Here is a 25,381-nt window from a genome sequence, read left to right on the forward strand (position 1 = left end):
TCTCCAGCGTCGATAAGGGTGGTCGCCGCGCAGGATGGGTGGCCCCTTGGTCATCGCCCGTCCGCCACGAATTTCGCCGCCGCGGCCGCGGCCGCCTTGCGGCTGCTGACACCCAGTTTCGCGTAGACTTTCTTGAGGTGGAATTTGATCGTGTTGTCGCTCAGGCCCAGCCGCCGGGCGATCACCTTGTTCGATGCGCCGTCGGCCAGGTGCGCGACGATCTCGGCCTCGCGGTTGCTCAGCGCGTCGGGGGCGGCGAACTCGCGCTCGCGCTCGATCGCCCGCGCGACCTGCGCCAGCAGGCGCTGCTCGATCACCGATCCCTTGCCGATCGCGCGTTGCAGCAGCGGGACGATCGATCGCCCCTCCTGCGCGAAGGGCGCGACATAGCCTTCGGGGTAGGACAGCCGCACCGCCTCGCGCAGCGCATCGTCGGCGCCGTCGGCATCGCCGCCGCGATCGCGCGCCAGGCCCAGCAGGATCGATCCCCTGATCCGCGTCCCCAGCCGGTCGCCGGCTTCCCCGGCCGCGATCGCCCGCGCCGCCAGCCCGGCCGCCCGGTCGAACGCGCCGCGCTCCATCGCCAGCCGGCCGAGCGCGAGCCGCATCGTGTCGCGTTCGCGCCACGACAGCGTCGCATCGTCGGCGGGCTCGGCCGCGTCGGCGACCGCCGGCTCGCCCGCGCGGACCGCCTGGAACAGCTCGATCGTCGACAGCAGCCCCAGCACCCCGCGCAGCCCCAGCCGCTTCGCCCGTTCGCGCAGCCGCTCGATCTCCTGCCGCGCGGCGTCGAAGCCGTGCCGCCGATAGGTGACGTCGACGATGATCGGCAGCGCCAGCGCATATTGGTCGAACCACGCCTCGCTCTCGCCGAACTCGGCCAGCGCCATGCGCAGCGCCTCGGCCGCCTGCACGCGATAGCCGCGCTCATAGTCGACCACCGCCGCCGCGATCCCGGCCATGGCGTGGAGCGCCTGCTCCCCCACCGCCTGCTCCGTCCCCTGCCCCGCCGCCGGCTGCCGGATCGCCGTCACCGTCTCCAGGACATGGCCCAGCCGGCCATGCGCGAGGCCGAGGATCAGCGTCTGGCAGGTCGCCATGCTCGCCGCCGGGGTCGGCTTGCCGATCGCGGCGGACAGCTTGCCGGCGCGCAGCAGCGCCTCGGCGGCAGCATCGAGGTCGCCGCGAATCTGGAGGATCGTCGCGCTCAGGCATTCGACCCACGCCCAGGTCGCCGGCGCGTCGAGCGACAGCGCCCTGATCTCGGCGACCAGCCGGTCGTGATCGGCCACGAAGCCGTCGATATGGACCGCGAACAGCAGCTTGAGCGCCAGGTTCCCCAGCCGCAGCCGGCGGACCTGCGGGTCGGCCGCGTCCGCGCGGTCGGCCAGCAGCCGTTCCTCCTCGGCGCGCATCTGCTCGGCCTCGGGGAACAGGCCGTTGCGGAACAGCAGCAGGATGGTGATCAGGCGGACCTGCGGCAGCCCCTGGCACGCCGCCGGCACCTGGTTGAGGATGTGGAGCAGCTCGCCCGCCCCGGCCGTGCCGAGGATGTCGAGGAACGGCAGCGCCTCGATCCGGCGGGCCAGCAGCGCCTCGTCATGGCTCAGCACCGCATGGTGGATCGCGGCGGCGAAGCGGGCGTTGCGCCAGTACCAGTCGGACGCGCGCCCATGGATCAGGTCGGCCCGCCCCGGCTTGAGGGCGAGCCGCGCCCGCGCATGGCCCAGCAGCAGCGGGTGCAGCCGATAGACCAGGTCGTCCTCGGCGTCGCTGCGCTGGACGAGCCCGGGAAGCTGGTCGGCGACCTGGCGGAGCAGCGCCGCGCTGTCCTGGCTCTGCCGGATGAAGTCGGCCAGCGGTATCTCGCAATATTCGGCGATCGACAGGTCGATCAGCATGTCCTGCGCGTCGACCGCCAGGCCGTCGAAGATCTGCTCGGCGAGATAGTCGGCGACCTCGCTCGCCAGCCCGCTCGACTTCGGCACCACCGCGTCGGCGCCCGCCCGCTCGCGCCACAGCCGATAGAGCTGGACGGCGACCGGCCAGCCCTCGGTCTGCTGCTCGATCGTCTCCAGCGCCTCCGCGTCGGCGCCGTCGTCGAGCAGCGCGGTCAGTTCGCGCCGCCCGAAGCGCAGCTCGGCCGGGTCGATCACCCGCACCCGGCCCTGCACGCGCAGCACCGAGATCGGCAGCTTCGGCTTGCGGCGGGCGCTCAGCACGAGGTGCATGTCCTCGGGCAGGCCGTCGACCAGCTCGGCGACCAGCGCGGCGATCGGCGGATGGTCGATCCGCTCGAACTCCTCGATGACGATCGCCCCCTTCGGCGCAGCGCGTTCGAGCGCCATCAGCAGCGCGTCGCAGGCCAGCCCGACCGACCCGTCCGACACGGTGCGCAGCACGTCGCCGTCGAGCGCGATCCCCGCCGCCTCGAGCGCCAGCGCCAGCATCCACAGGAAGCGCGAGGGGTCGCGCTCCTCCTCCGACATGGTGCACCAGCAGGCGGTCTGGCCGCGCCGGACCAGGCTCGCATGCCATTGCGCGAGCGCGGTGGTCTTGCCGAACCCGGCCGGACCGATCACCAGCGTCAGCCGCCCGGCGCACGCGACGTCGAGCGAGCGCAGCAGCAGCGTCCGCTCGCACAGCCCCGGCTGCAGCGCGGGCGGCGCCAGCCGCCGCCCGACCGTCCGGGTCCATGTCCTGGGAGCGTCGGCCACCGTCGGCGCCTCGCTCAGCCGCCCGCCGCCGTCGCCGGGAGGCTGTTCTTGTGGATGCGCCCGTCCTTGACGATCAGCCGGATCGCCTCGTGCCGCTCGAACAGGGTGACGTCGGCCAGCGGATCGCCGTCGAGGACGATCAGGTCGGCGAACGCCCCCGGCGCCACTGTGCCGAGCCGCCCCTCCATCCCGATCAGCGCCGCGTTCACCGACGTCGCCGACCGCAATATCTCGATCGGGCTCAGCACCTCGCGGCGCAGCCCGAATTCGAGCGACTGCCGCGTGCTCGCCGGGCCGAGCAGGTCGGTGCCGAAGCCGATCTTCGCCCCGGCGCTGCGCAGCTTGTCGATCGAGGCGACCGCCTGGTTGCCCCGCTCCGCGGCCTTGGCGAGCATCACGCTCGACAGGCCCAGCTCGGGCCCCAGCTTGCGGATCGCGTCGCCCACCGCCAGCGTCGGCACCGCGAAGGCGTCATGCTCGACGATCGCCCGCGCGCCGTCATTCTCGATCATCGTCGCATGTTCGATCGATCGGACGCCGTTGGCGACGCAGCGCAGCACCGCCTCGTTGGTGTGCGCGTGCGCCATCACATAGGTGCGCCGCACCGCCGCCTCCTCGACCGCGACGCGGATCTCCTCGATCGAGAACTGGTTCATCCAGATCGGGTCGCTCGGCGACAGCACCCCGCCCGACACGAACAGCTTGATCTGGTGCGCGCCCAGGCGGAGCTGCTCGCGCACCGCCTTGCGCATCTCGTCGGGCCCGTCGACCACCGTCGTCAGCGCGCCGCAATAGGCGCAGGCGCACAGGTCGTGATGGTCGGGCGACCGCAGGTCGCCATGCCCGCCGGTCTGGCTGAGCGCGAGCCCCGGATAGAACAGCCGCGGCCCCTCGATCAGTCCGTCGCGCAGCGCCGTCGCCAGCGCGGCGTCGGCGCCCGCCGCGTCGCGCACCGTGGTGAAGCCACGCTGCAGCGCCGCCTCCAGCAGCCGCTTGGCGCGCAAGCCCCGCAGCACCGGCGGGACCAGGTCGATCCGCGCCGGATTCGCCTCGATGCCATAAGCGTGGAAATGGGCGTCGATCAGCCCCGGCATCAGGAAGCGGCCGCCGAGATCGAGCATCTCGGCGCGCGTCGCCGCCGGCGGGACGTCGCCGACCTCGCGGATGATGCCGTCCTCGATCCACACGAACCGCCGCTCGGCGATCTCCTCCGACGCTCCGTCGAAGACCCTGCCGTTCGTGAGAATGAGATTCACGACTCCTCCCTTCCACGCTTTCCGGCCCCGACCATAAGCGGATCGCGGGCCCGACGCCAAAGCGCGCGCGGGGTGGGCGCGGCCCGTTTTGGGTGGCGCGCGGGCGGAGATCGATTGCCTTTCGCCCCGCGCGGCAATAGGCGCCTCCCATGTCGTCCCGCTCGCAAACCCGCCTCGGCATCGCCATGGGCCTCGGCGCCTACACGATCTGGGGCCTGCTGCCGCTGTTCATCCGCGCGTTGCAGGCGATGCCGGTGGCGGACATCCTCGCGCACCGGGTGATCTGGTCGCTCGCGGTCCTGCTCGTCCTCGCCACCGCGATGAAGCGCTGGACGGCGATCCGGACGGCCATCGCCACGCCGCGCTTCCTGCTGGCCCTGATCGCCTCGACGCTGCTGATCGGCAGCAACTGGATGATCTACGTCTACAGCATCAACAGCGGCCAGACGCTGCAGGCGAGCCTCGGCTATTTCATCAACCCGCTGGTCAACGTGCTGCTCGGCGTCGTCTTCCTGCGCGAGCGGCTGGGCCGGCCGGAGACGCTCGCGATCCTGCTCGCCGCGGCCGGCGTCGCCGCGCTCGCGATCCACCAGGGCGGCGTCCCGCTGATCCCGCTCGGCCTCGCGGCCACCTTCGGCCTCTACGGCCTCGTCCGCAAGATCGTCGGCCTCGGCCCGGTCGAGGGCCTGCTGATCGAGACCGGGCTGCTGCTGCCGATCGCCCTCGCCTGGCTGCTGACCATGCCGAACGTGCTCGCCCGGCCCGACGCCCCGGCGCTCTGGCTGGTGCTGGCGAGCGGCCTCGTCACCACCGTGCCGATGCTGCTGTTCGTCGGCGCGGCCCACCGGATGCGCTATTCGGAGCTCGGCCTGCTCCAATATATCGGCCCGACCCTGCAACTGCTGATCGCGGTGGCGGTGTTCGGCGAGCCGCTGCGGCCGATCCACATGCTCGCCTTCGCGCTGATCTGGGCGGGGCTCGCGGTCTACGTCGCCGTCACCTGGCACCGGGGGCGGGTGACGCCGACCTTGCCCGAATAGCGGTCAGCCCGCCGCCAGCCGCCCGCGCACCAGATCGGCATAGTCCTTGCGCATCTGCCGGCCGAGATCGCCCGGCTCGAAGCTCCACGGCCCGATCGAGGCGACGCCGACGATCTCCGCCGCCGATCCGGTCAGGAAGCACTGCTCGAACCCCTCCAGCTCCTCGGGCCAGATCGCGCGCTCGACCACCGCGATCCCGCGCCGCCGCGCCAGCCCGATCACCGTCTGGCGGGTGATGCCGTCCAGGAAGCAGTCCGCCGTCGGCGTGTGCAGCGCGCCGTCCTTGACGAAGAAGATATTGGCCGCGGTCGCCTCCGCCACCTGGCCGCGATGGTCGAACATCAGCGCGTCGTGGAAGCCGCGCCCCTCGGCATGGTGCTTCGACATGGTCGCGATCATGTAATGGCCCGACGCCTTGGCCTGCACCGGCGCGCAATAGGGCGGCGGCCGGCGCCACGGCGCGATGTCGAGCCTCAACCCCGCCGCGTCGGGATCGAAATAGCTGCCCCACGCCCAGCAGGCGATCGCCAGGTGCGGCCGCGTCCGGATCGCCGACACCCCCATCTGCTCCGATCCGCGCCACGCGACGGGGCGGACATAGGCGTCCTTCAGCCCGTTCGCCGCCAGCGTCTCGATGCAGGCCGCGTCGATCGCCTCGACCGACCAGGGCAGCTCGAACCCCAGCAGCCGCGCGCTCTCGCGCAGCCGCCGGCTGTGCCGGCTCAGCTCGAAGATCGTGCCCTCATAGGCGCGTACCCCCTCGAACACCGACGAGGCATAATGGAGCGCATGGGTGAGGACATGGACGTTCGCCGCCCGCCAGGGGACCAGCGCCCCGTCCATCCAGATGAACCCGTCGCGATCGTCGAACGTTATTTCCTCAGCCATTTTTCCGCTTCCACGCACGATTCTTTCGTTGCATCGGGATAGAAGCAGTGGCAAAATACGTCAACATGGCTGTCCAAAATCCCCCCGACGGCTTCCGCGCCGCCTCCCCGCTCTTCCTGCGCGAGCCCGAGATCAGGCGCGGGGTCGAGCTGCTCTATTTCGGCTACAGCCACCTGCTGCGCGGCATCGACGAGGGGCTGGCGAAACAGGGCCTCGGCCGCGCGCATCACCGCTCGCTCTACTTCATCGCCCGCAACCCCGACATCACGGTCAGCGAGCTGCTGCGCCTGCTCGGCATCACGAAGCAGTCGCTCGGCCGCGTCCTCAACGAGCTGGCCGAGCGCGGGCTGATCGAGACGCGGATGGGCCGCGAGGACCGGCGCCAGCGCCTGCTCCGCGTCACCGAGGCGGGCGCGGCGCTGGAGGCGTCGCTGTTCGAGGCCCTGCGCGAACGCCTGTCGGGCGCCTATGCCCAGGCCGGGCAGAATGCGGTGACCGGCTTCTGGGCGGTGCTCGAAGGGCTGGTCCCGCCCGACGAGAAGCCGCGCATGCCGCATGCCGGCAAGCGGGGATGATGAGGAGAAGCGAGCGATGACGACCGTCTATGACTTCTCGGCCCGCGCGATCGACGGCAGCGAGGTCCCGCTCGACCGCTGGCGCGGCAAGGTGCTGCTGATCGTCAACACCGCCAGCCAGTGCGGCTTCACCCCGCAATATGCGGGGCTCGAGATGCTGCACGAGCAATTGTCCGACCGCGGGCTGGTGGTGCTCGGCTTCCCCTGCAACCAGTTCGGCGGGCAGGAGCCGGGCAGCGAGGCGGAGATCGACGCCTTCTGCCGCACCAGCTACGACGTCCGCTTCCCGATGTTCGCCAAGGTCGAGGTCAACGGCCCGGCCGCCCACCCGCTCTACGGCTGGCTGAAGAGCAACGCGCGCGGCATCCTCGGCACCGAGGGCATCAAGTGGAACTTCACCAAATTCCTGATCGACCGCTCCGGCCAGGTGTTCAGCCGCTACGCCCCGACGACGAAGCCAGAGGCGATCCGCGGCGAGATCGAGGAACTGCTCGAAGACGCCTGACTCCCTCCCCCCTCCCTTCCAAGGGAGGGGGCCGGGGGGTGGGTACGGGCGCAGCGGCCCCCATCGCGCCCTGTTTCGGGGACACTATACTTATCTCTCGCACTTCGGCTTTGGCCCGCGCCTGGCGGGGATCACGATGCGGGACGGCCGGGCCACATCGGCCGGCGGATTTCAATTAATATCATGTCCCCGAAACAGGCTCCCCGAACAGGCTCCAGGCGAGCGATTCCGAAGGCCTCCCTTTCATTTTGCCGGCCGAGCGCCTATATGAGCGGGGCTGACGTCGCATGCGACGGATATCGGGCCGCCGTGGCTCCCCCTTGTCCCTTTCTAGCCTCGCGAAGCCGGAGTGCGCCGTTTTTTGGCGCATGCCCGCCCTTTCCCTCGCGCCGTAACGGAGACGTCATGTCCAGAGCCGTCAACATCCAGGCCACGCCCGACCATATCGCACAGACCTGCGAGAAGATCGGCGCCCGCGCCACCACGATCGAGGCGCTCGCGTCCGGCGGCTCCCGGGTCGTGCTCAGCAATTCGGTCGAAAGCGCCGCGATCGCCCGCCACTATGGCGCCAAGGTCATCCAGGGCAACGTCGTGCGACAGCCGCTCCGCCTGCGCCGTGGATAACCGCCTCGAGGAAGAAACCATGGACCTCAACTATCTCCATTCCCGGCACCAGGTCTCGCTGATCAACGCGGCGGCAGCCACGTCGGCCGAGGCGCGGATCGCCCATAAGCGTCTCGCGGATCTCTATGCCGCCCGCATCAACCTCCAGCGCCGCGACCTTCCCGCGGGCAGCGCCGGAGCGTTGCAGCTCGCATGAAGCTCGGCATCCGTCACCGGACACGATATCGCTATCGCCGTCCGGTGACGGTGCAACCGCATCGCCTGCTCGCGGTGCCGCGCTGCGGGGCGGAGCTTCGGCTCGACGAGTTCATCCTCGACGCCGGGCCGGACACCGCCATCGCCTGGAGCGACGACGTGTTCGGCAACCGCATCGCCACGATCGATTTCACCGGCGACCGGCGCGAGATCGCGATCGACGCCTCGATGGTCGTCGAACTCGATGCTCCGGCCTGGCCGTTGTTCGCCATCGCCGTCGAGGCACACCGATATCCCTTCCCCTATGACGAGGACGACCGGGCCGACCTCGGCGCGCTCGCCGGCCCGGCGTCCGGCGAGGCGGACAGCGTCGCCGCCTTCGCGCGCGGGTTCGTCGCCGCCGAGCCGACCGACACGCTCGCGCTGCTCAAGGATCTCAATGCCGGGATGCTCCCGCGCGTCGCCTATCGGCCGCGCGAGGAGGAAGGCACGCAGTCGCCGGCCGAGACTCTCGCGCTCGGCAGCGGGTCCTGCCGGGACATCGCCGCCTTGTTCATCGCCTGCGCCCGCGGCCTCGGCTTCGGCGCGCGCGCGGTATCGGGCTATCTCCACGATCCGGATCAGGCGGCCGGCGGACAGGGATCGACCCATGCGTGGGCCGAGGTCTTCCTGCCCGGCGCCGGATGGATCGCGTTCGACCCGACCCATGGCCGCGTGGGCGACGCCCATCTGATACCCGTCGCGGTTGCGCGCGAGAACCGCCAGATCATGCCGTTGACGGGGCGATATGCGGGTTCGGCCGACGACCTGCTGGGCATGGACGTCGACGTGACGGTGACGGCGATGGCCGGCGCCGGATGATTTTCCGCCGGCCCTTATAAATCCCCGCCGCGCCCCCATATCCCGTCCACCGCGCCCGCCACCCCGAGCATGAGCGCGGCTGAGAGATGACCGCGCTCCCGCTCGCACAGGAGCGAAGCCATGCCCCCCACCCCCGAATTCACCACGCTCGCCGCGATGCGGGAGCAGGCGTGGGCCAGCGCGCGCGCGGCCGTCGACCCGTTGACGGCGCAGCAATATCGCGATCTTGCCAAATGCTACGACGCGGCGCTCATCGAGCTTCGGGAAACCGGCATGACGATCGTGCCGGCGCATGATCCGGCCACGATTCCGTGGCGATCGGTGCGGCTGCGGACCTCCAACGACGGCTGAGGGGCCGGGTCCGTCGCGAAAACGGCCCGTCCCGGGCCGATGGCGCGGGATTCCGGTCGAAGGGATTGGACGCGGGGCCGTTCAGGCGGTAGGTGTCGGGAACGATGCGGGGACGGGTTCCGGCTCCCGCGTCGCGAGCGCGCATATCGAGGACATCGACGCCGATCCGCGCCGTTCCCAGCAGACAAAGGCTTTCACGATCGCACCGCCCAAGCCCGCCCAGCTCTCGCGCATCCAGCAGAATTGGCTGGCCGCGAACGAACGCCGCCTCCTCACCTGGCTATGCTCCCGCATGCCGGCCTGGGTCACGCCCGATCGGCTGACCGCCTTCGGCATGGCCGGCGCGGTGATGATCTTCGTCGGCTATGTCGCCAGCAACCTCAGTCCCTATTGGCTGGTGCTCGCGATCGGCGGCTATGCCGTCCAGTGGTTCGGCGACTCGATGGACGGCAGCCTGGCCCGGTTCCGCCGTGTCGAGCGGCCCGCTTATGGCTATTTCATCGACCATAGCTGCGACGGGCTGGCGACCTTGCTCATCCTGGCCGGCATCGGCCTGAGCCCGTTCGTGACGATGGACGTCGCGCTGATCGCGCTGGCCGGCTACATGCTGCTGTCGATCCACGCCTTCCTCTCGGCCCGCGTGCTGGGCGAGCTGAAGCTCTCCTATCTCTCGGCGGGGCCGAGCGAGCTGCGCATCATGCTGGTGGTGCTGACCGTGCTGATGATCCTGCTCGGCAGCGGACCGGGCCTGTTCGGCGCGCTCTCCGGCTTCGACGTCTTCGTGGGCACGGTGGGCGGAATCCTGATCCTGCTGTTCATCGGCCAGACGCTCCGCACCGGCCGCCGCCTCGCCCGCTTCGACGAAGCCGCCTGAACGGCCCTCCCGCCCCGCCTATGCGGGGCAGGATCGGGCATCACGGGCGGGCTCCGCGAAGGCGCGTCACGGTCCCTCCACCTTGGGAAAATCCGCACGCCGGATCAATGCGCGCAGGTCGGCCGACCTGATATGCTGCCCGTCATCGGTCACGATGATGAAACGCCAGATATCCTCGGGATCCTCGGCGGCGATCTGGCGGACCATCCCGGCGAGCGGGCCGGCGGCGATCTGCTCGGGTTGCCGCGCGCCTTTCCACATCGTGCCGCTGTAGTGCACGCGCATCAGCCGGGCGGGCTGCTCCCAAAAGGCGGCGCTCATCCGACCCTCTCGACATCGGCATAGTCGATCCGGATGGAAGATGCCGGCCGCGCCGCATGCTCCCGCTCGATCAACGCCGCGATCTTCGCCGAAAAGCGCTCGAACAGCGTCCACGCCATGGGCGCCGACAGCTCGCAGCGATCCCGGCCCACCAGCGCGGCCAGGCCGGCCCGCGTGATCAGGACGGTGAAAGGACCTTCGGCCGAGCGGCCCTGGACGCGAATGCCGTCCTCGTCCGTGGCCCAGCCGGCGGTGGCCGGAAATATCTCGATCCCTCCGGCGGGCCTGTGGTTCATCCGACGACATCCTTCGAAAGGCGCGCCGAAGGGGAACGAGGCCCGATCCGGCGCCGAGGACGCGGCGAGCGCCATTGATCTCGACCGCATATGATCTCGCGCGGTCCAAATGGACGACCCGCGATCCCGAGCATTTCGTGCTCCCCGCATTGATCAGGAAAATCCGACCGCACGAATAAAGACAATTCAAATCCGCAATATTCTTCCATCACGCAAGCGGAAGCGCGGTCGCATCTTGGCCGGCGATACCCGAAAATCCTTATCGGCGATGAGAATTTTCTATCATGATCGGGGATGATTGCCTAGATGCCTCCGGCACATTATTTTTTGAAGTGGGATGAATCGGGACTCTGCATTTGGCTTGTTTTTCGCGGAGGCTGCCTATCGGCGTCGCCGAACGCCTCCCGTCCGCGGCCGTCCGGATGACATTGCGTCCCTGCCGAGCCTGAGGATGGCACGCTGAACTTCGATCTTTCCTGTTGGCTGACCGGCCATCTGCCCGACCCCCGCTACACCCGCAGCGACGACGGCGAATTCATCAGCAACTGCGCCCGGTGCGGCCTGCTGATCCTGAAACCGCCGGGCCGCCGCTGGATGAAACACCCCTCCCGAAAAAGCTGACCACTCCCTATTTCGGGGACACTATACTAATTTCTCGCCTTTCGGCTTGGCTCACCTCTCGGCCAGCGCTCCTCTAATTTGGTTGCGCGCGCCCAATTTTGCATCGCCCCCGAACTTCCACCGAAATGGACCTGAGCCCGATTGACGGCATCCGACCGCGCTTCGTAACCGGGCATCATGACCACCATCACTGTCGCGGACGGCTACGCCTTCGTCCATCCGAAGCTCGATCTGTCGCTCGCCTTCACGGCCGACCTGACCGAGCGCCTGCCGACCGCGCTCCAGTTCGCGCTCAACGCCACCACCCAACTCCGGCTGACCGGCGCGGCCATCGTCTATGACCGCGGCGGCCATCCGACCGACGGCCTGGTCACCGCCATCCAGGCCACCGCCGACGGGGCGCCGGCCTTCACGTTGACCGATGCGCACCTCGACCTGGGCAATGTCTTCGCGGCCGATCCCACCGCGCGCGCATCGGCCGCGCGCGTCGCGCTCTTCTCCGGCAACGACGCCGTCACCGGCGGGTCGAAGGACGATTATTTCAACGTCCTCGCGGGCCATGACGTCGTGATGGGCGGGGCAGGCTTCGACACGATCTACGGCGGCGACGGCAACGATCATCTCTACGGGCAGTCGCCCAATGGCGGCCCGGACGGCAGCGACTATATCACCGGCGACGACGGTTCCGATTATATCCAGGGCAATGCGGGGAACGACGATCTCGACGGCGGGCGCGGCTCGGACCGCATCAACGGCGGCGCCGGCGACGACTATGTCTTCGCCAGCGAGGGCAACGACACCGTCAACGGCAACACCGGCAAGGATTATATCGACGGCTGGACGGGCAATGACGTCCTGCGCGGCGGCCAGGGCAACGACATGCTGAAGGGCGGGGCCGGCTACAATGTGGTGATGGGCGATCTCGGCGACGACACGCTCGACGCCCAGACCGGCACCGACACCCTGACCGGCGGCGAAGGCGCCGACCTCTTCATCATGCGCTCCTTTGCCACCCCACCCGCCGACCGGTCCGAACTGAGCGTGATCACCGACTTCACCCATGGCGAGGACCGCATCAAATTCAGCGGGATCATGGGAGCGGAAATCGAGACGGTACTGAGCGGCACCGCCGACTCTTATGAGGCGGCGATCCAGCAGGCGAAGGCGATGATGGCCGCCCACGCTGGCTACAACGAGATCGCGGCGGTCCAGGTCGGTTCCGACACCTACCTCTTCAGCACCGGCATGCCGTCGAGCGACATCCCGAAGGACAGCGTGATGGCCCTCAACACCTTGGCGACCGATTTCGAGATCGGGGATTTCGTTATTAGGTGAGCCGGGGTCGGCTTTTTTGCCGCACAAGGTGGCCCCGATCATCAAGCGAGAACCAAGGTATATATCAATCATATAACTGCTGTGAAGGTCACAATGCGCTTCGGTATAGGCTTGATTTTCGCACTGCTTCTAATGACTGCAGCGCAAGCAAAAACGCCCGCACCTACCTTCTCGGCAAAGGTTGAATCATCTATTCGATCTTTGGAGGATGCCGCTGACAAAGCGTTTGTGAAGACATGGGCAGAACACAGCGACACTGTTTCAGCCGCCGGTGCCACGGCAACTCAGGTCCGGCTGGCTACGCGCTGGATAATTAGCGCATATAGCCTTGGCCTCTGCAAAGCGAATGATCGCGACCTTGCCGCATGGTACACTAAATTTGATTCACTCTCATTCGGGAAAGGCTCAGCATCACCCGACCTTCGCGAGATTTTACGACAACTCGGATCCGAGAGCCTAGACGAGGGCCGACAGGGATCAGAGCTAGACGAGTTGACTCCGACGGAGAAGGCGGGGCTTTGCTCGGTTGAGCTAGAAGCCGTTCGGCGAGTTTTGGCAAATCTCTGAAGGTTTCATGCACCAATTCACGGACACTATAGTAATTTCGTTCTTCGGCTTCGGCCCGCGCTTGGCGGGAGAAAGCTGTCGACCGGTGACCTGCTCCTGACGCGCGATCCATTCTTCGGCGGCGAGCGGCCGGCCGGTGCGCAGCCGCGCCTCGATCGCCTCGGCCAGCGCCTCTCCCTCCACATCAACGGCGCCGGCCTCGGCGCCGTACCGTAGCATCGCCCGCCAGTTGGGAATATGCGCGCCCAGCGCCTCGACATCCGTCAGCGGATCATCCGGCATCCGCTTGCCCGCGATGTGGCTGCGCGCGCTGGACCAGCGCCAGCCTTCCGCCTGCGGGGCGAGCCCTGCCGCAACCGGGTTGCGCTCGACATAGCGCACCGCCGCCACGAGGTGCGGGCGTCCATCGGATAGCTCGCGAAGCGCCCCTGAAAGAGGTAGCCGCGCCAGCCTTCGCGCAAATTGACGTGGCGCGTATACCGGCGATGCGCCTCGCCGAGCGCCGCCCGCAGGCCGTCGGCCTCGTCCGGAACGAGGATCAGATGGACGTGATTGTCCATCAGGCACCAGGCGAGGCAACGCACCTGCGCCCGAAGGCAACCCTCGCGCAGGAGCCGAAGATAGAGCCTCCGGTCCTCGTCACCGAAGAAGATCGGCTGCTTCCGGTTCCCGCGCTGCGTCACATGATGCGCGACGCCGGGGACCACGATGCGGGAAAGGCGGGCCATATCTCCGTCTGGCTTCCACATCGGCAGACGGGTTTCAATTCAGTATTGTGTCTCCGGAATTCCCGTCATTATTCCCCTCATAAATTTCTAAGTAACTTTCTTGGGAGGGATATGTGCCGTCGAGGCGATACTCGGTAGAGGAGGCAACATAAGCTCTGCATTCCATGCAAGTTGCGCAAAGAGCGAGCGAAAGTAAGGATAAATCGCAAACCGACCTACATTCTTACAGAACCCCTTGACAGCCTCTTCTTCCGCATCAGCAGGAACTTCATACATAATCCCATAATCTGCAGTACAATGCAGAGCCTTCTTTCGGCCTTCTCTGGCAGTAACTTCGAACTGAATAATTGCAGCAACTTGCTTCGCATCCCGGTCAAAGGTACATGACATAACCCTTCGTCCGTACGAAAGTTTCCAATCACTGGAATTACCAGAGCACTCCATATTCAGGTCGAAACGCTGCGAGATTAAACGAATAGTCAGGAGGATCGCCTCCGTAGCTACAGCATTATAGTCCGCGGCCCTAAAACCAAGCTTCGGCTCAGAGGCTACTGCCGTAGAAATCTCCTTCTTGGTCATCAAGCAGCGACTTCCATTTCTTCGCACCCCAGAAAGACAAGGAGCTTGTCGTGATAGACATCAAGCTCCTTGTCCCCTTCTTCCTCTACATGCTTCCAAAGCGGCCAAACGTTCTCAGCCTTGCCCATCGCCTTCGAAAGCGACCGCTCGCGCACCAACCGAAAGTGATCACAGTCAAGCTCCACCTTTTCGCCAAGTGCATAGGCAGCTCTAGCAAAAAGGCGGACAGTCAAATTCGTGCATTCATCGGAAAACAATTGCGAAATGCGAGCACGAGAAACTCCCATCGCCTTCGCCAGATCCGATCGAGAAACACCCTTCTCATGCATGAGAGTGTTCAGAAAGATCTGGACATCGACAACAAGAGCCTCCTCCGCAAAGATGGCATTTTTGTCAAAATCCGCGACCTTATTCATTATTTCTTCCTTTTCTTACTCATCTCATCAAGACGAGTATAAGCACGTTTCAATATACCTTGATCCGCCTTATCTTGCTTTTTTGCCAAATCCATATCGATCACAATGAAACTACGAATATTATCTATATTTATAACAAAACCGTATATTCGAATTTTAAATGCCTTGAACGCTTGAAGCATTACGTTGCAAACAGGCGAACGCCCTTCATTGCCATTGAACATTTCTTGAGTAAGCTTGTGTCCTTGGCACCACATTTGCATAATTCGCCGAAATCTGCCTTGCTGCCTGTTTTCCAACTCCTCCCAAGCCTTGGCGATAGGTCGCCAAAGGAGCACCTGGGATCGACCGGAAACTTCCAGCGAAACACAGTTCAGATCGTCGATCGAATCGCCATTATCGTCACTCATGCTCCAACGGGAGTTAATAGCTCCCTTAACACCCTTCAAGGGCTAATGTTCCTTGGAGGACTTCACATCATGACATTCGAGCCCTCCCCATTCCAAGCAGTCCGTCCGATTCCGAACATATCATGAACAAATGAAATCCTACATTGCAAGCCTTTTCAATTAACCGGCTCGGGCTTCTATACATTCGCCACCACCCTTCCTTTTGAATGTTCTTTTTTTGTTCATATCTCTGCCTTTGCGCTATACAAGGCAGCACTCAGGGCCACGCGTAACACCCTCCTGCGGAACGAAGATATGCACCTCCAAGCCCACACCTGCAGCCAACTCGCCAACGCCCCCCCGTTGCGGCGCCCGCACGCGTTCCGGTCATCCCTGCCGTTCGCCTGCGGTGAACGGGAGCCGGCGGTGCCGGATGCATGGGGGCAAGGGCAGCGGTGCGCCGCGCGGCAATCGCAATGCGTGGAAGCATGGGATGCGGTCCGCCTGGATCCGGTCGATCGTCCGCTATCTGCGCGCCACCAGCCCCGCTGCGACGGATCGGCTGGTCGAGGGCTTCGGCGCGGCGGATGGCCCGGCCTTCACCGCATCGGGGCCGGGCGGGAAAAATGAAAAAACGAACACACAACCCCATGCACCCGGAAAATGCGGGGCGGATGGTACCGCTGTTGCGCCGTTGCGGGGAGACCGCCGGGCGCTCCCGGCGCCCGAGATTCCGGCCTCCGCCGGAATGACGTTTGCGGGGGAGGTGCGACGGCGGCGGACGCGGGCGGGAGAGGCACCGCGGCGACACCGGCTAAGTCCTTGAGCAAAGAAAACTTGGCCGCCCCCCAAGCATCCTTGATTTGCGCAGCGCGGCATCAGGGCCCATGTGGCGGCCATGGCATCCTTGCTTGATCCCGAAGCGCGTGGGCGCGTCATCCTGGTCGGCGCCGGTCCCGGCGATCCCGGCCTGCTGACCGTGCGCGCCGTCGAGGCGCTGCGCGCCGCCGACGTCGTCGTCCATGACGGGCTGATCGACCCGCGCGTGCTCGACCATGCGCCGCCCTCGGCCCAGCGCATCTCGGTCGCCAAGAAGCGCGACCGCCACACCCTGCCCCAGGACGCGATCAACGCGCTGATCATCGCCCATGTCAAGGCGGGGTCGGTGGTCGTCCGGCTGAAGGGCGGCGACCCCTTCGTCTTCGGCCGCGGCGGCGAGGAGGTCGAGGCGGTCCGCGGCGCCGGCCTGCCGGTCGAGGTCGTCCCCGGCGTCTCCTCGGCGCTCGGCTGCGCGGCGGAGGCGATGCTGCCGCTCACCCATCGCGACTGGTCGAGCGCGGTCAGCTTCGTCGCCGGCACCTGCAAGGGGCTGACCGAACAGAATTGGGCCGGGCTCGCCGGCCAGGGCCGCACCCTTGTCATCTATATGGGCGTCACCTGCGCCGGCCTGATCGCCGACAAGCTGATGGCCGACGGCGTCGCCCCCGACATGCCGGTCGCGGTGCTCGAACGCGGCACCCTCGAAGGATCGCGCGCGATGCGGACGCTGCTCGCCGACCTCGGCGACATGGTCGATCGCGAGAAGGTGATCAGCCCGGCGATCATCGTCGTCGGCGAGGTCGTCCTGCTGTCCGACGCGGAGGACAGGCTGATGGCATTGGCCAAGCAAGTGGAGGCATTCTCTTGAAGGTGGTGACGGGCAACGATCTCAAGTCCGGGGCGGTGATCTGGTGGGCCGGCGACGGCTGGTCGCGCCATATCGAGGACGCGGTCGACGTCGGCGAGACCGGCGACACGCTGATCGCGGCCGAGACCGCCGCGCAGCGCGTCAACGGCGGCTATGTCGTCGAGGCGACGCCGACGCCCGAGGGGCCCCGCCCCGCCCATATCAAGGATCGGATCCGGGCGCTCGGCCCGACCGTCCGCCTCGACCTGTCGCTGAAACCCGTCGACCACGACGCCGGCAATTGGGTGATCTGATGTACCGTTACGACAATTACGACCAGGCGATCGTCGATGCCCGCGTCGAGGAATTCCGCGACCAGGTCGCCCGCCGCATCGCCGGCGAGATGAACGACGACCAGTTCAAGCCGCTGCGCCTCAAGAACGGCCTCTATCTCCAGCTCCACGCCTATATGCTGCGCGTCGCCATCCCCTATGGCACGTTCAACGCGCTGCAGATGCGCACGCTGGCGCGGATCGCGCGGGAATATGACCGCGGCTACGGCCACTTCACCACGCGCCAGAACCTCCAATATCACTGGATCAAGCTCGACCAGACCCCCGACATCCTCGCCGAGCTGGCGAAGGTCGAGATGCACGCGATCCAGACCAGCGGGGAGAGCATCCGCAACATCTCGGCCGACCAGTTCGCCGGCGCCGCCGCCGACGAGATCTGCGATCCGCGCCCCTGGGCGGAGCTGCTGCGCCAGTACACCACCTTCCACCCCGAGTTCAGCTATCTGCCGCGCAAGTTCAAGATCGGCCTGATCGCGTCGGAGCAGGACCGCGCCGCGATCAAGCTGCACGACGTGGGCTTGCGCATCCTCCGCAACGACGCGGGCGAGATGGGGTTCGAGGTCCATGTCGGCGGCGGCATGGGGCGCACCCCCTTCGTCGCCTCGCTGATCCGCCCCTTCCTGCCGGCCAACCGGATCTGCTCCTATCTCGAGGCGATCCTGCGCGTGTGGAACCGCAACGGCCGCCGCGACAACATCCACAAGCAGCGGATCAAGATCCTCGTCCACGATCTCGGCGCCGAGGAGTTCACGCGCCAGGTCGAGGAGGAGTGGCAGGCGATCCAGCCGCAGATGGACGATATTCCGATGAAGGAATTCGAGCGCATCGCCGCCTATTTCGCGCCGCCGGCGTTCGAGACGGGGCTGAGCGACGATCTCGACCTGTCCGATCCCGACTTTGCCCGCTGGGTGAAGCACAACGTCCATGCCCACAAGCAGCCGGGCTATGCGATCGCCACGATCAGCCTGAAGAAGGTCGGCGAGACGCCGGGCGACATCAGCGCCGACCAGATGGACGTCGTCGCCGACCTCGCCGAGCGCTACAGCCTCGACGACCTGCGCTCCACCCATGCGCAGAACCTCGTCCTGCCGCACATCCGCAAGGCCGATCTCCATATGGTGTGGCAGGCCCTGCGCGATGCCGACCTGGCGACGGCAAGCCTCGACCTCGTCACCGACATCATCGCCTGCCCGGGGCTCGACTATTGCACCCTGGCCAACGCCCGCTCGCTTCCGCTCGCGCAGAAGCTGGCCGAGCGCTTCGCCGACTATGACGTGCAGCGCGACCTGGGCGAGCTGAAGATCAAGATATCGGGCTGCATCAACGCCTGCGGCCACCACCATGTCGGCCACATCGGCATCCTCGGCGTCGACCGCAAGGGCACGGAGAACTACCAGCTCCTGCTCGGCGGATCGGGCGCGGAGGACGCGGCGCTCGCCAAGATCACCGGCCCCGGCTTCGACGAGGACGGCGTGGTCAACGCGATCGAGCGGACCATCGACAAATATCGCAAGGTGCGCGCGGACGGCGAGCGCTTCCTCGACACCTATCGCCGCGTCGGCTTCGAGCCGTTCAAGGAGGCGATCTATGGCTGAGCCGCTGCGCTATCGCGACGACGAGCCGGCCGACGAGCCGGCGGTGACCCTCGACGCCTTCCTCGACCAGCCCGACGCGACCTCGGTGCGGATCGAGGCGGGCGAGGACGTGCGCCGGCTGGTGCCGGTGCTCGACCGCCTTCGCCTGGTCGAGATCGATTTCCCGCGCTTCCGCGACGGGCGCGGCTATTCCTCCGCGCGAATCCTGCGCGAGGCCGGCTACAAGGGCGAGATCAAGGCGGTCGGCGACGTGCTGCTCGACCAGCTGCTGTTCATGCGCCGCTGCGGCTTCGACTCCTTCGCCCCCGATCATCCGATCGATCCGGCGGCGGCCGAGCGCGCGATGACCGTCTTCCCCGCCGTCTATCAGCAGGCCGCCGACGGCCTCACGCCCGTCTGGGCGAAACGGCATGGCTGAACCGGCCCGCCGCATCGACCGGATCGACACCGCCCCGCGCTTCACCGCCGCCGACGTCGCGCGCCTCAACGCGCGCTTCGAGGGCGTCGCGACGCAGGACGTGATCCGGGCGGTGCTGGAGGAGGGGCTGCTCGGCCGCGTCGCCGTGGTCTCCTCCTTCGGGGCCGAATCGGCGGTGCTGCTCGATCTCGTCGCCGCGGTCGATCCGGCGATCCCGGTGATCTTCCTCGACACCGGCAAGATGTTCCCGGAGACGCTCGCCTATCGCGACACGCTGGTCGCGCGGCTCGGGCTGACCGGCATCCGCGTCGTCGCCCCCGAGGCGGCGACGATCGCGGCGAAGGACGGCACCGGGCTGCGCTGGTCCTATGATCCCGACGGCTGCTGCGAGATCCGCAAGGTGCTGCCGCTGGCGGCGGCGATGAAGGATTTCGACGCGTCGATCACCGGCCGCAAGGGCTTCCAGGCCTCCACCCGATCGGGCATCGCCCGCTTCGAGCTCGACGGCGACCGGATCAAGTTCAACCCGCTCGCCGACTGGGCCAAGGCCGATCTCGACCGCTGGTTCGAGGCGCGCGACCTGCCGCGCCATCCGCTCGAGGCGCAGGGCTATCTGTCGATCGGCTGCGCGCCGTGCACCAGCGTGGTCAAGCCGGGCGAGGACCCGCGGGCCGGCCGCTGGCGCGGCTGGGACAAGGTCGAATGCGGCATCCACGGCGAGCCGATCGTCCGCCCGGGCGAGGAACCCGTCTTCTGACCGGACGGAGGGAAACTATTCGATCAGGAACAGCCCCAGCTTGTAGATGACGTAGAACGGCACGCAGAGGACCGCCGTCGTAAGGACGCGGTCCATGACATGATCGATGCGCTCCATGATCGCACCCTCTCCCCACCTGAGCCCGCTTCTTGCGGATGCCTGGAGGGGAGAAGATCATGATTCGGCAGGCTTGTCGAGCACCCGTCAATCGTCGAAGTCGGTGGTGCCGTAATAATCGTCCGCGAGGTCGGAGAATTTGGTGAAGCGGGCCTCGAACTTGAGCGGGATCGTGCCGGTCGAGCCATGGCGCTGCTTGGCGATGACCAGTTCGGCGCGGTTGTGGGCGCGCTCCATCTTGATCTTCCATTCCTCGAAGGCGGTCACCTCGACCGCGCTGTCGCCGGCCTCGATCGAGGCCTCCTTGGGGCGGATCAGGTTGAGGTAGTAATCCTCGCGATAGACGAACCAGACCATGTCGGCGTCCTGCTCGATCGAGCCCGATTCGCGCAGGTCCGACAGCACCGGCTTCTTGTTCTCGCGCTGCTCGACCGCGCGGCTGAGCTGCGACAGCGCGATGACGGGCACGCTCAGCTCCTTGGCCAGCGTCTTGAGGCCGCGGCTGATCTCCGAGATCTCCTGCACGCGGTTGCCGTCCGAATTGCGCCCCGATCCCTGGAGGAGCTGGAGATAGTCGACCATGATGCAGCCGATCCCCCGCTGCCGCTTCAGCCGCCGCGCGCGGGTGCGCAGCGCGGCGATCGTCAGGCCGGGGGTGTCGTCGATGTAGAGCGGCAGGTTCTCGAGGTCCTGCGCCGCGCGCGCGAAGGTGGCGAACTCGGCATGGCTCATCTTGCCCATGCGGATCTGCTCGGAGCTGATCTCGGCCTGTTCCGACAACACGCGGCCGGCGAGCTGGTCCGCCGACATTTCGAGGCTGAAGAAGGCGACCGGCGCCCCCACCGTATGGGCGATGCCGTCCTGCTGGTCGCGGATGTAGCGCTGCGCGACGTTGAACGCGATGTTGGTGGCGAGCGAGGTCTTGCCCATGCCCGGACGGCCGGCGAGGATGATCAGGTCGGACGGGTGCAGGCCGCCGATCTTGGCGTTGAGCCGTTCGAGCCCGGTGGTGAGGCCGGCGACATGGCCGCCCGAGTTGAGCGCGGCGCTGGCGGTCTCGATGACGATCTTGGTCGCCTGGCCGAAGCTCTTGACGCTGCCCTCCTCGCCGCCTTCCTCGGCGACCTTGTAGAGCGCGATCTCGGCCTGCTCGATCTGCGATTTGGGATCGACCTCCTCCGACGTGTCGAGCGCGCCCTCGACCATGCCGCGGCCGACCGCGACGAGCGCGCGCAGCAGGGCGAGGTCGTAGATCTGGTTGGCGAAGTCGCGCGCGCCGATCAGCGCCGCGCCGCTGCCGGTGAGCTGCGCCAGATAGGCCGGGCCGCCCAGCTCGCGCATGCTGGCGTCGCCCTCGAACATCGGGCGCAGCGTCACCGGCGTCGCCAGCATGTTGCGATCGAGCATCCGCAGGATCGCCTCATAGACCCGGCCGTGCAGCGGCTCGAAGAAATGCTCAGGCCGGAGCCTGATCTGGATGTCCTCGACGATGCGGTTGTCGAGCATCATCGCGCCGAGCAGCGCGGCTTCCGCCTCGACGTTGTGCGGCAAGGCGGGCGGCTCGCCCGGCGCGGGCGGCAGGATGGATACAGGCTCGACCATGGCGCGATTATCCCCGTCCGGGCGCTCCGCCGCAAGCGCCTCTCCGTAAAAGTTCGGGGGGTCGATCTGTGGATACAATCCCGCTTGCAATACATACAGCAAGCATCCACAATGTAAGCATGCATACAGAATTGAGTCGCCGCGTTTCCTTTCTGATGCACGATATCGCGCGCCAGTCCCGCTATTGGTTCGACGCGCGCGCCCGGTCGCGCGGGCTGACCCGCGCCCAATGGCGCGTGCTCCTCTATCTCGACCGCTCCGACGGCCCGACCCAGAGCGAGGTCGCGGAGATGCTCGACGTCGAGCGGATCACCCTGTGCCGCATGGTCGACCGGCTGTCCGAGGGCGGACTGGTCGAACGGCGCGCCGACCCCGCCGACCGCCGCGTCTGGCGGCTCTACCTGACCGACAAGGCCGCCCCGCTGGTCGACGAGCTGACCGACATCGCCAACGAGATGGAGGACAATCTGCTCGCCCCGCTCGACGCCGGGCAGCGGGCGACGCTCACCGACCTGCTCACCATCGTCCGCGATCATTTCCGCGAACAGGACGAGCGGAGCGATGCGCTGCTGGCAGCGGAGCGCCGGCAATGAACGAGATGCGATCGATCACCGGCGACGCCGGGGTCGCCGCGCCGGCCCTGGACGGCGAGCGGCGGCTGGGGCGGCTCGTGGCGATGCTGTCGGTGCCGGCGCTGCTGCTCGCGACCGGCCTCTATCTGTGGCTCACCGGCGGCCGGACCGTCTCGACCGACAATGCCCAGGTCAACGCCCATGTCGTGGAGGTCAGCGCCGAGGTCGCCGGCCGCATCACCGACGTCTATGTGAGCGAGAACCAGCTCGTGAAGAAGGGCGACCTGCTCTTCCGGGTCGACCCCCAGCCCTATCGCATCGCGCTGATGCAGGCCGAGGCCGCGGTCGGCAATGCCGAGCTGACCGTCGCCCAGCTCGAGAGCACCTACCACGCCAAGCAGGCCGACACCGCCAAGAGCCTGTCGGACGTCAGCCTCGCCCGCGACACCTTCGCCCGGCAGCAGGAACTGCTCGCGCGCGGCTTCACCACCCGCGCCGCCTTCGACGCCGCCAAGGCCGCGCTCGCCGCCGCGCAGGCGCAGCAGGCCTCGGCCAGGTCCGAAGCCGAATCGGCGCGCGCCGTGATCGGGACGTCGCGCAACGGCGGCCACCCGCAGATCGAGGCCGCGGTCGCCGCGCGCGACAAGGCCGCGCTCGACCTCGCCCGCACCGAGATCCGCGCGCCGATCGAGGGCCGGATCAGCCAGGCCGACAAGCTCCAGCCCGGCACCATGGCGATCCAGATGCTGCCGATGGTCAACGTCGTCAGCAACCAGGGCTATTGGATCGACGCCAATTTCAAGGAAACCCAGCTCGACAAGGTCCGCATCGGCCAGCGCGCGGACATCGAGCTCGACGCCATTCCCGGCCGGACCATCAAGGGCCATGTGATCGGCATCAACGCCGGCACCGGCTCGCAATTCTCCCTGCTGCCGCCGCAGAATGCGACCGGCAACTGGGTGAAGGTCACCCAGCGCGTCCCCGTCCGCATCCAGATCGACGACCGGCTCGACCGTCCGCTCGTCGCCGGCTGGAGCGCCCATGTCACGGTACACGTCGCCGATTGAGTTCCTCCCCCGAGGCCAACTGGAAGCATGCAGACCCCCCAAGGATCTGCATGCTTCACTTTGCCAAGCGGCTCCGCCAAGGCTAAGGCCGAGACAATGTCCGATCCGCGCATCATCGCCATCGATCTCGACGAGAAGACGATCATCTGGCGCAATGCCGATGTCGAGCAGGAGCGGCGCGTCGCCATCTTCGACCTGCTCGAGGGCAATCATTTCAAGCCGTTGCGCGCCTATCCCCAGGACTATGCCGGCCCCTATCGGGTCAAGCTCAGGGTCGAGGAGGGGCGGCTGGCGATCGACGTCCACGCCGACTCCAGCGACCTGCTCGAAACGCTGGTCCTCGGGCTCGCCAGCTTCCGCCGGCCGATCAAGGATTATTTCGCGATCTGCGACAGCTATTTCCAGGCGATCCGGACCTCGACCGCGCAGCAGATCGAGACGGTCGACATGGCCCGGCGCGGTATCCACAACGATGCGGCGCAGCTCCTCAAGGAGCGGCTGGAAGGCAAGATCGAGGTCGACTTCGACACCGCCCGCCGGCTCTTCACGCTGATCTGCGTGCTGCACATCCGTGGCTGAACCGGTCGACATGCGCGAGGTGGCCGGCCGCGTCCTGATCGACGCGGCGCGCGGGGTGGCGGCCAACGCCCATGCCCCCTATTCGCGCTTCGGCGTCGGCGCGGCGGTGCTGCTCGCCGACGGCCGGATCGTCACCGGCGCCAATTTCGAGAATGCCAGCTACGGGCTGTCGCTCTGTGCCGAGACGGTGGCGCTGGCAACCGCGAACAGCGGAGGCCATCTGCGCGACGTGGTCGCGATCGGCGTCACCGGCGGGCGGCTCGAAAGCGACGGGTCGATCGCCGGATCGGCGCTGGTCACGCCGTGCGGCCGCTGCCGCCAGATCATCAACGAGGCCGCCCAACTCGGCGGCCACGACATCGACATCTATTGCGGATCGGCCGACGGTGGCGCCTTCGCCTGGTTTCGGGCATCGGAGCTGCTGCCGCATGCCTTCGGGCCGGCCGATCTGGGACTTGGGGATTGATCTTTACCCGCTCGTCCTGAGGAGCCATTGAGCGAAGGCGAAGCCTCTCCTCAGGATGAGCGGTTTCATTGGGGGATTAAAGCCGAATGACGATCATGTCGGACAAGTGGATCCGCGAACAGGCGACGAAGAACGGGATGATCGAGCCGTTCGTCGAGGCGCAGCGGCGCGACGGCTGCATCAGCTACGGCCTCTCCTCCTACGGCTATGACGCCCGCGTGGCGCCCGAGTTCAAGATCTTCACCAATGTCGATTCGGCAACGGTCGACCCGAAGGACTTCGCGTCGAACAGCTTCGTCGACCGCGAGACCGACGTCTGCATCATCCCGCCGAACAGCTTCGCGCTGGCGCGCACCGTCGAATATTTCCGGGTGCCGCGCGACGTGCTCGTCATCTGCCTCGGCAAGTCGACCTATGCGCGCTGCGGCATCATCGTCAACGTGACCCCGCTCGAACCGGGCTGGGAAGGCCATGTCACGCTCGAATTCTCGAACACCACCCCGCTCCCCGCCAAGATCTACGCGAACGAGGGCGCCTGCCAGTTCCTGTTCCTCCAGGGCAACGAGCCCTGCGAGATCAGCTATGCCGACCGCGCCGGCAAATATATGGGCCAGCAGGGCGTCACCTTGCCGCGGCTGTAGCGGCCCTCGGCAGCCTGCCGCCCAGCCAGCCGAGCAAGGGCAGCGAGGCGAGGAAGGTCAGATGATACCAGATCGGGAAGCGGTCCCATATCTGGACGTGGACCGGCAGGAACAACAGCATGATCAGCACGCCGGCGACGAGCGCGCTCCAGCGATCCCGGCCGATCCAGGCCGCGACATAGCCCGACGCCAAAGACGACAGCGCGCTGATCGCCAGCCGCGCGGCCATCATCGCCAGGCTGAAGGTCATCGCCTTCTCGACCGCCGCATAAGCCGGCCAGCCATGGCGCAGGCCCAGGTTCAGAATCGTCACGACGACGGTCCAGGCGAGGATTCCCGCCACGACCGCCCCTATCCGCCTCAACATGCCATCCTCCCCGGTTCGCCGGCAAGGCAGAGAAACTAGCATG

The 25,381-nt window shown here is 67.0% G+C and carries 32 protein-coding genes; 20 read left to right on the forward strand and 12 right to left on the reverse strand.

The window, feature by feature from the left end:
• Window positions 1–50: 50 nt before the first annotated feature.
• A complete protein-coding gene (locus HRJ34_RS11300) occupies window positions 51–2,717 on the reverse strand; it encodes a LuxR C-terminal-related transcriptional regulator (RefSeq protein ID WP_208634143.1) in 2,667 nt (888 codons plus the stop codon).
• Between the two features lie 14 nt (window positions 2,718–2,731).
• Window positions 2,732–3,973 carry a metal-dependent hydrolase family protein gene (locus HRJ34_RS11305; protein ID WP_208634144.1) on the reverse strand — a complete coding sequence of 414 codons (1,242 nt, stop codon included), beginning with the start codon at window positions 3,971–3,973 and terminating at the stop codon, window positions 2,732–2,734.
• A gap of 149 nt (window positions 3,974–4,122) precedes the next feature.
• On the opposite strand from HRJ34_RS11305, the gene rarD reads away from it, so the two are divergent.
• Entirely contained in the window at window positions 4,123–5,013 is an 891-nt protein-coding gene (rarD, locus tag HRJ34_RS11310) for an EamA family transporter RarD (RefSeq protein ID WP_016747268.1), read from the forward strand.
• A 3-nt stretch (window positions 5,014–5,016) separates the two neighbouring features.
• Here rarD and HRJ34_RS11315 read toward each other — a convergent pair whose 3' ends face one another.
• Complete coding sequence (locus HRJ34_RS11315) at window positions 5,017–5,901, reverse strand: branched-chain amino acid aminotransferase (protein WP_208634145.1); 885 nt, start codon at window positions 5,899–5,901, stop codon at window positions 5,017–5,019.
• A 65-nt stretch (window positions 5,902–5,966) separates the two neighbouring features.
• On the opposite strand from HRJ34_RS11315, the gene HRJ34_RS11320 reads away from it, so the two are divergent.
• From HRJ34_RS11320 to HRJ34_RS11350, 7 genes are all read left to right on the forward strand, one after another.
• Window positions 5,967–6,476, forward strand: coding sequence for a MarR family winged helix-turn-helix transcriptional regulator (locus tag HRJ34_RS11320; protein WP_037505186.1), 510 nt, complete (start codon window positions 5,967–5,969; stop codon window positions 6,474–6,476).
• Window positions 6,477–6,492: 16 nt separating this feature from the next.
• The gene (locus tag HRJ34_RS11325; RefSeq protein ID WP_012050259.1) at window positions 6,493–6,981 is read left to right on the forward strand and encodes a glutathione peroxidase; all 489 of its coding nucleotides are present in this window, start codon (window positions 6,493–6,495) and stop codon (window positions 6,979–6,981) included.
• 405 nt (window positions 6,982–7,386) lie between these two features.
• A complete protein-coding gene (locus HRJ34_RS11330; RefSeq protein ID WP_012050258.1) occupies window positions 7,387–7,605 on the forward strand; it encodes a hypothetical protein in 219 nt (72 codons plus the stop codon).
• 19 nt (window positions 7,606–7,624) lie between these two features.
• Entirely contained in the window at window positions 7,625–7,801 is a 177-nt protein-coding gene (locus tag HRJ34_RS11335; RefSeq protein WP_208634146.1) for a hypothetical protein, read from the forward strand.
• Window positions 7,798–8,661 carry a transglutaminase family protein gene (locus HRJ34_RS11340; protein WP_030089975.1) on the forward strand — a complete coding sequence of 288 codons (864 nt, stop codon included), beginning with the start codon at window positions 7,798–7,800 and terminating at the stop codon, window positions 8,659–8,661. The genes HRJ34_RS11335 and HRJ34_RS11340 overlap by 4 nt, the downstream gene beginning before the upstream one ends.
• A 120-nt stretch (window positions 8,662–8,781) precedes the next feature.
• Window positions 8,782–9,012 (forward strand): hypothetical protein, encoded by a 231-nt coding sequence (locus HRJ34_RS11345; protein ID WP_016747274.1) that lies wholly within the window; start codon window positions 8,782–8,784, stop codon window positions 9,010–9,012.
• A gap of 292 nt (window positions 9,013–9,304) precedes the next feature.
• Complete coding sequence (locus HRJ34_RS11350) at window positions 9,305–9,886, forward strand: CDP-alcohol phosphatidyltransferase family protein (RefSeq protein ID WP_016747275.1); 582 nt, start codon at window positions 9,305–9,307, stop codon at window positions 9,884–9,886.
• A 66-nt stretch (window positions 9,887–9,952) separates the two neighbouring features.
• On the opposite strand, the gene HRJ34_RS11355 is transcribed toward HRJ34_RS11350, so the two are convergent.
• On the reverse strand, window positions 9,953–10,207 hold the full coding sequence (locus HRJ34_RS11355; RefSeq protein ID WP_012050255.1) for a hypothetical protein: 255 nt from the start codon (window positions 10,205–10,207) through the stop codon (window positions 9,953–9,955).
• On the reverse strand, window positions 10,204–10,578 hold the full coding sequence (locus tag HRJ34_RS11360; protein WP_226949158.1) for a hypothetical protein: 375 nt from the start codon (window positions 10,576–10,578) through the stop codon (window positions 10,204–10,206). The genes HRJ34_RS11355 and HRJ34_RS11360 overlap by 4 nt, the downstream gene beginning before the upstream one ends.
• Window positions 10,579–11,301: 723 nt before the next feature.
• On the opposite strand from HRJ34_RS11360, the gene HRJ34_RS11365 reads away from it, so the two are divergent.
• The gene (locus tag HRJ34_RS11365; protein ID WP_208634147.1) at window positions 11,302–12,459 is read left to right on the forward strand and encodes a calcium-binding protein; all 1,158 of its coding nucleotides are present in this window, start codon (window positions 11,302–11,304) and stop codon (window positions 12,457–12,459) included.
• 531 nt (window positions 12,460–12,990) lie between these two features.
• On the opposite strand, the gene HRJ34_RS11370 is transcribed toward HRJ34_RS11365, so the two are convergent.
• The 5 genes from HRJ34_RS11370 to HRJ34_RS11390 form a co-directional block, all read right to left on the reverse strand.
• Window positions 12,991–13,308 (reverse strand): hypothetical protein, encoded by a 318-nt coding sequence (locus HRJ34_RS11370; RefSeq protein WP_208634148.1) that lies wholly within the window; start codon window positions 13,306–13,308, stop codon window positions 12,991–12,993.
• A complete protein-coding gene (locus HRJ34_RS29610) occupies window positions 13,290–13,775 on the reverse strand; it encodes a transposase (RefSeq protein WP_208634149.1) in 486 nt (161 codons plus the stop codon). The genes HRJ34_RS11370 and HRJ34_RS29610 overlap by 19 nt, the downstream gene beginning before the upstream one ends.
• Window positions 13,776–13,841: 66 nt before the next feature.
• Entirely contained in the window at window positions 13,842–14,333 is a 492-nt protein-coding gene (locus HRJ34_RS11380) for a hypothetical protein (protein ID WP_208634150.1), read from the reverse strand.
• On the reverse strand, window positions 14,333–14,749 hold the full coding sequence (locus tag HRJ34_RS11385) for a helix-turn-helix domain-containing protein (RefSeq protein WP_208634151.1): 417 nt from the start codon (window positions 14,747–14,749) through the stop codon (window positions 14,333–14,335). Before HRJ34_RS11385 ends, HRJ34_RS11380 begins: the two co-directional genes overlap by 1 nt.
• Window positions 14,749–15,159 (reverse strand): hypothetical protein, encoded by a 411-nt coding sequence (locus HRJ34_RS11390; RefSeq protein ID WP_208634152.1) that lies wholly within the window; start codon window positions 15,157–15,159, stop codon window positions 14,749–14,751. The genes HRJ34_RS11385 and HRJ34_RS11390 overlap by 1 nt, the downstream gene beginning before the upstream one ends.
• 235 nt (window positions 15,160–15,394) lie before the next feature.
• Here HRJ34_RS11390 and HRJ34_RS29615 point away from each other — a divergent pair, with 235 nt between their 5' ends.
• The 6 genes from HRJ34_RS29615 (at window position 15,395) to HRJ34_RS11415 (ending at window position 19,927) form a co-directional block, all read left to right on the forward strand.
• Window positions 15,395–15,964, forward strand: a complete 570-nt coding sequence (locus HRJ34_RS29615; protein WP_404947166.1) for an HGGxSTG domain-containing protein — start codon at window positions 15,395–15,397, stop codon at window positions 15,962–15,964.
• Window positions 15,965–16,036: 72 nt separating this feature from the next.
• Window positions 16,037–16,825, forward strand: coding sequence for a uroporphyrinogen-III C-methyltransferase (cobA, locus tag HRJ34_RS11395; RefSeq protein WP_208634153.1), 789 nt, complete (start codon window positions 16,037–16,039; stop codon window positions 16,823–16,825).
• Window positions 16,822–17,118 (forward strand): DUF2849 domain-containing protein, encoded by a 297-nt coding sequence (locus HRJ34_RS11400; protein ID WP_012050242.1) that lies wholly within the window; start codon window positions 16,822–16,824, stop codon window positions 17,116–17,118. The genes cobA and HRJ34_RS11400 overlap by 4 nt, the downstream gene beginning before the upstream one ends.
• Window positions 17,118–18,752 (forward strand): nitrite/sulfite reductase, encoded by a 1,635-nt coding sequence (locus tag HRJ34_RS11405; RefSeq protein WP_208634154.1) that lies wholly within the window; start codon window positions 17,118–17,120, stop codon window positions 18,750–18,752. The genes HRJ34_RS11400 and HRJ34_RS11405 overlap by 1 nt, the downstream gene beginning before the upstream one ends.
• Complete coding sequence (locus HRJ34_RS11410) at window positions 18,745–19,170, forward strand: DUF934 domain-containing protein (protein ID WP_012050240.1); 426 nt, start codon at window positions 18,745–18,747, stop codon at window positions 19,168–19,170. Before HRJ34_RS11405 ends, HRJ34_RS11410 begins: the two co-directional genes overlap by 8 nt.
• Window positions 19,163–19,927, forward strand: a complete 765-nt coding sequence (locus HRJ34_RS11415) for a phosphoadenylyl-sulfate reductase (RefSeq protein ID WP_012050239.1) — start codon at window positions 19,163–19,165, stop codon at window positions 19,925–19,927. Before HRJ34_RS11410 ends, HRJ34_RS11415 begins: the two co-directional genes overlap by 8 nt.
• 204 nt (window positions 19,928–20,131) lie before the next feature.
• On the opposite strand, the gene HRJ34_RS11420 is transcribed toward HRJ34_RS11415, so the two are convergent.
• Window positions 20,132–21,646: a replicative DNA helicase gene (locus tag HRJ34_RS11420; RefSeq protein ID WP_012050238.1), complete on the reverse strand. Its 1,515-nt coding sequence runs from the start codon at window positions 21,644–21,646 to the stop codon at window positions 20,132–20,134.
• 155 nt (window positions 21,647–21,801) lie between these two features.
• On the opposite strand from HRJ34_RS11420, the gene HRJ34_RS11425 reads away from it, so the two are divergent.
• From HRJ34_RS11425 to dcd, 5 genes are all read left to right on the forward strand, one after another.
• Window positions 21,802–22,239 carry a MarR family winged helix-turn-helix transcriptional regulator gene (locus tag HRJ34_RS11425; protein ID WP_016747284.1) on the forward strand — a complete coding sequence of 146 codons (438 nt, stop codon included), beginning with the start codon at window positions 21,802–21,804 and terminating at the stop codon, window positions 22,237–22,239.
• Entirely contained in the window at window positions 22,236–23,285 is a 1,050-nt protein-coding gene (locus HRJ34_RS11430; protein WP_029992301.1) for an HlyD family secretion protein, read from the forward strand. Before HRJ34_RS11425 ends, HRJ34_RS11430 begins: the two co-directional genes overlap by 4 nt.
• A gap of 96 nt (window positions 23,286–23,381) precedes the next feature.
• Window positions 23,382–23,864 (forward strand): UPF0262 family protein, encoded by a 483-nt coding sequence (locus HRJ34_RS11435; RefSeq protein WP_029549045.1) that lies wholly within the window; start codon window positions 23,382–23,384, stop codon window positions 23,862–23,864.
• A 10-nt stretch (window positions 23,865–23,874) separates the two neighbouring features.
• On the forward strand, window positions 23,875–24,330 hold the full coding sequence (locus HRJ34_RS11440) for a cytidine deaminase (RefSeq protein ID WP_016747286.1): 456 nt from the start codon (window positions 23,875–23,877) through the stop codon (window positions 24,328–24,330).
• A gap of 86 nt (window positions 24,331–24,416) precedes the next feature.
• Complete coding sequence (dcd, locus tag HRJ34_RS11445) at window positions 24,417–24,971, forward strand: dCTP deaminase (protein WP_012050233.1); 555 nt, start codon at window positions 24,417–24,419, stop codon at window positions 24,969–24,971.
• On the opposite strand, the gene HRJ34_RS11450 is transcribed toward dcd, so the two are convergent.
• Complete coding sequence (locus tag HRJ34_RS11450; RefSeq protein WP_030089987.1) at window positions 24,952–25,338, reverse strand: hypothetical protein; 387 nt, start codon at window positions 25,336–25,338, stop codon at window positions 24,952–24,954. The genes dcd and HRJ34_RS11450 overlap by 20 nt on opposite strands.
• Window positions 25,339–25,381: the final 43 nt, after the last annotated feature.

The sequence above is a fragment of the Rhizorhabdus wittichii genome (assembly GCF_017607425.1).
Classification (GTDB): domain Bacteria; phylum Pseudomonadota; class Alphaproteobacteria; order Sphingomonadales; family Sphingomonadaceae; genus Rhizorhabdus; species Rhizorhabdus wittichii.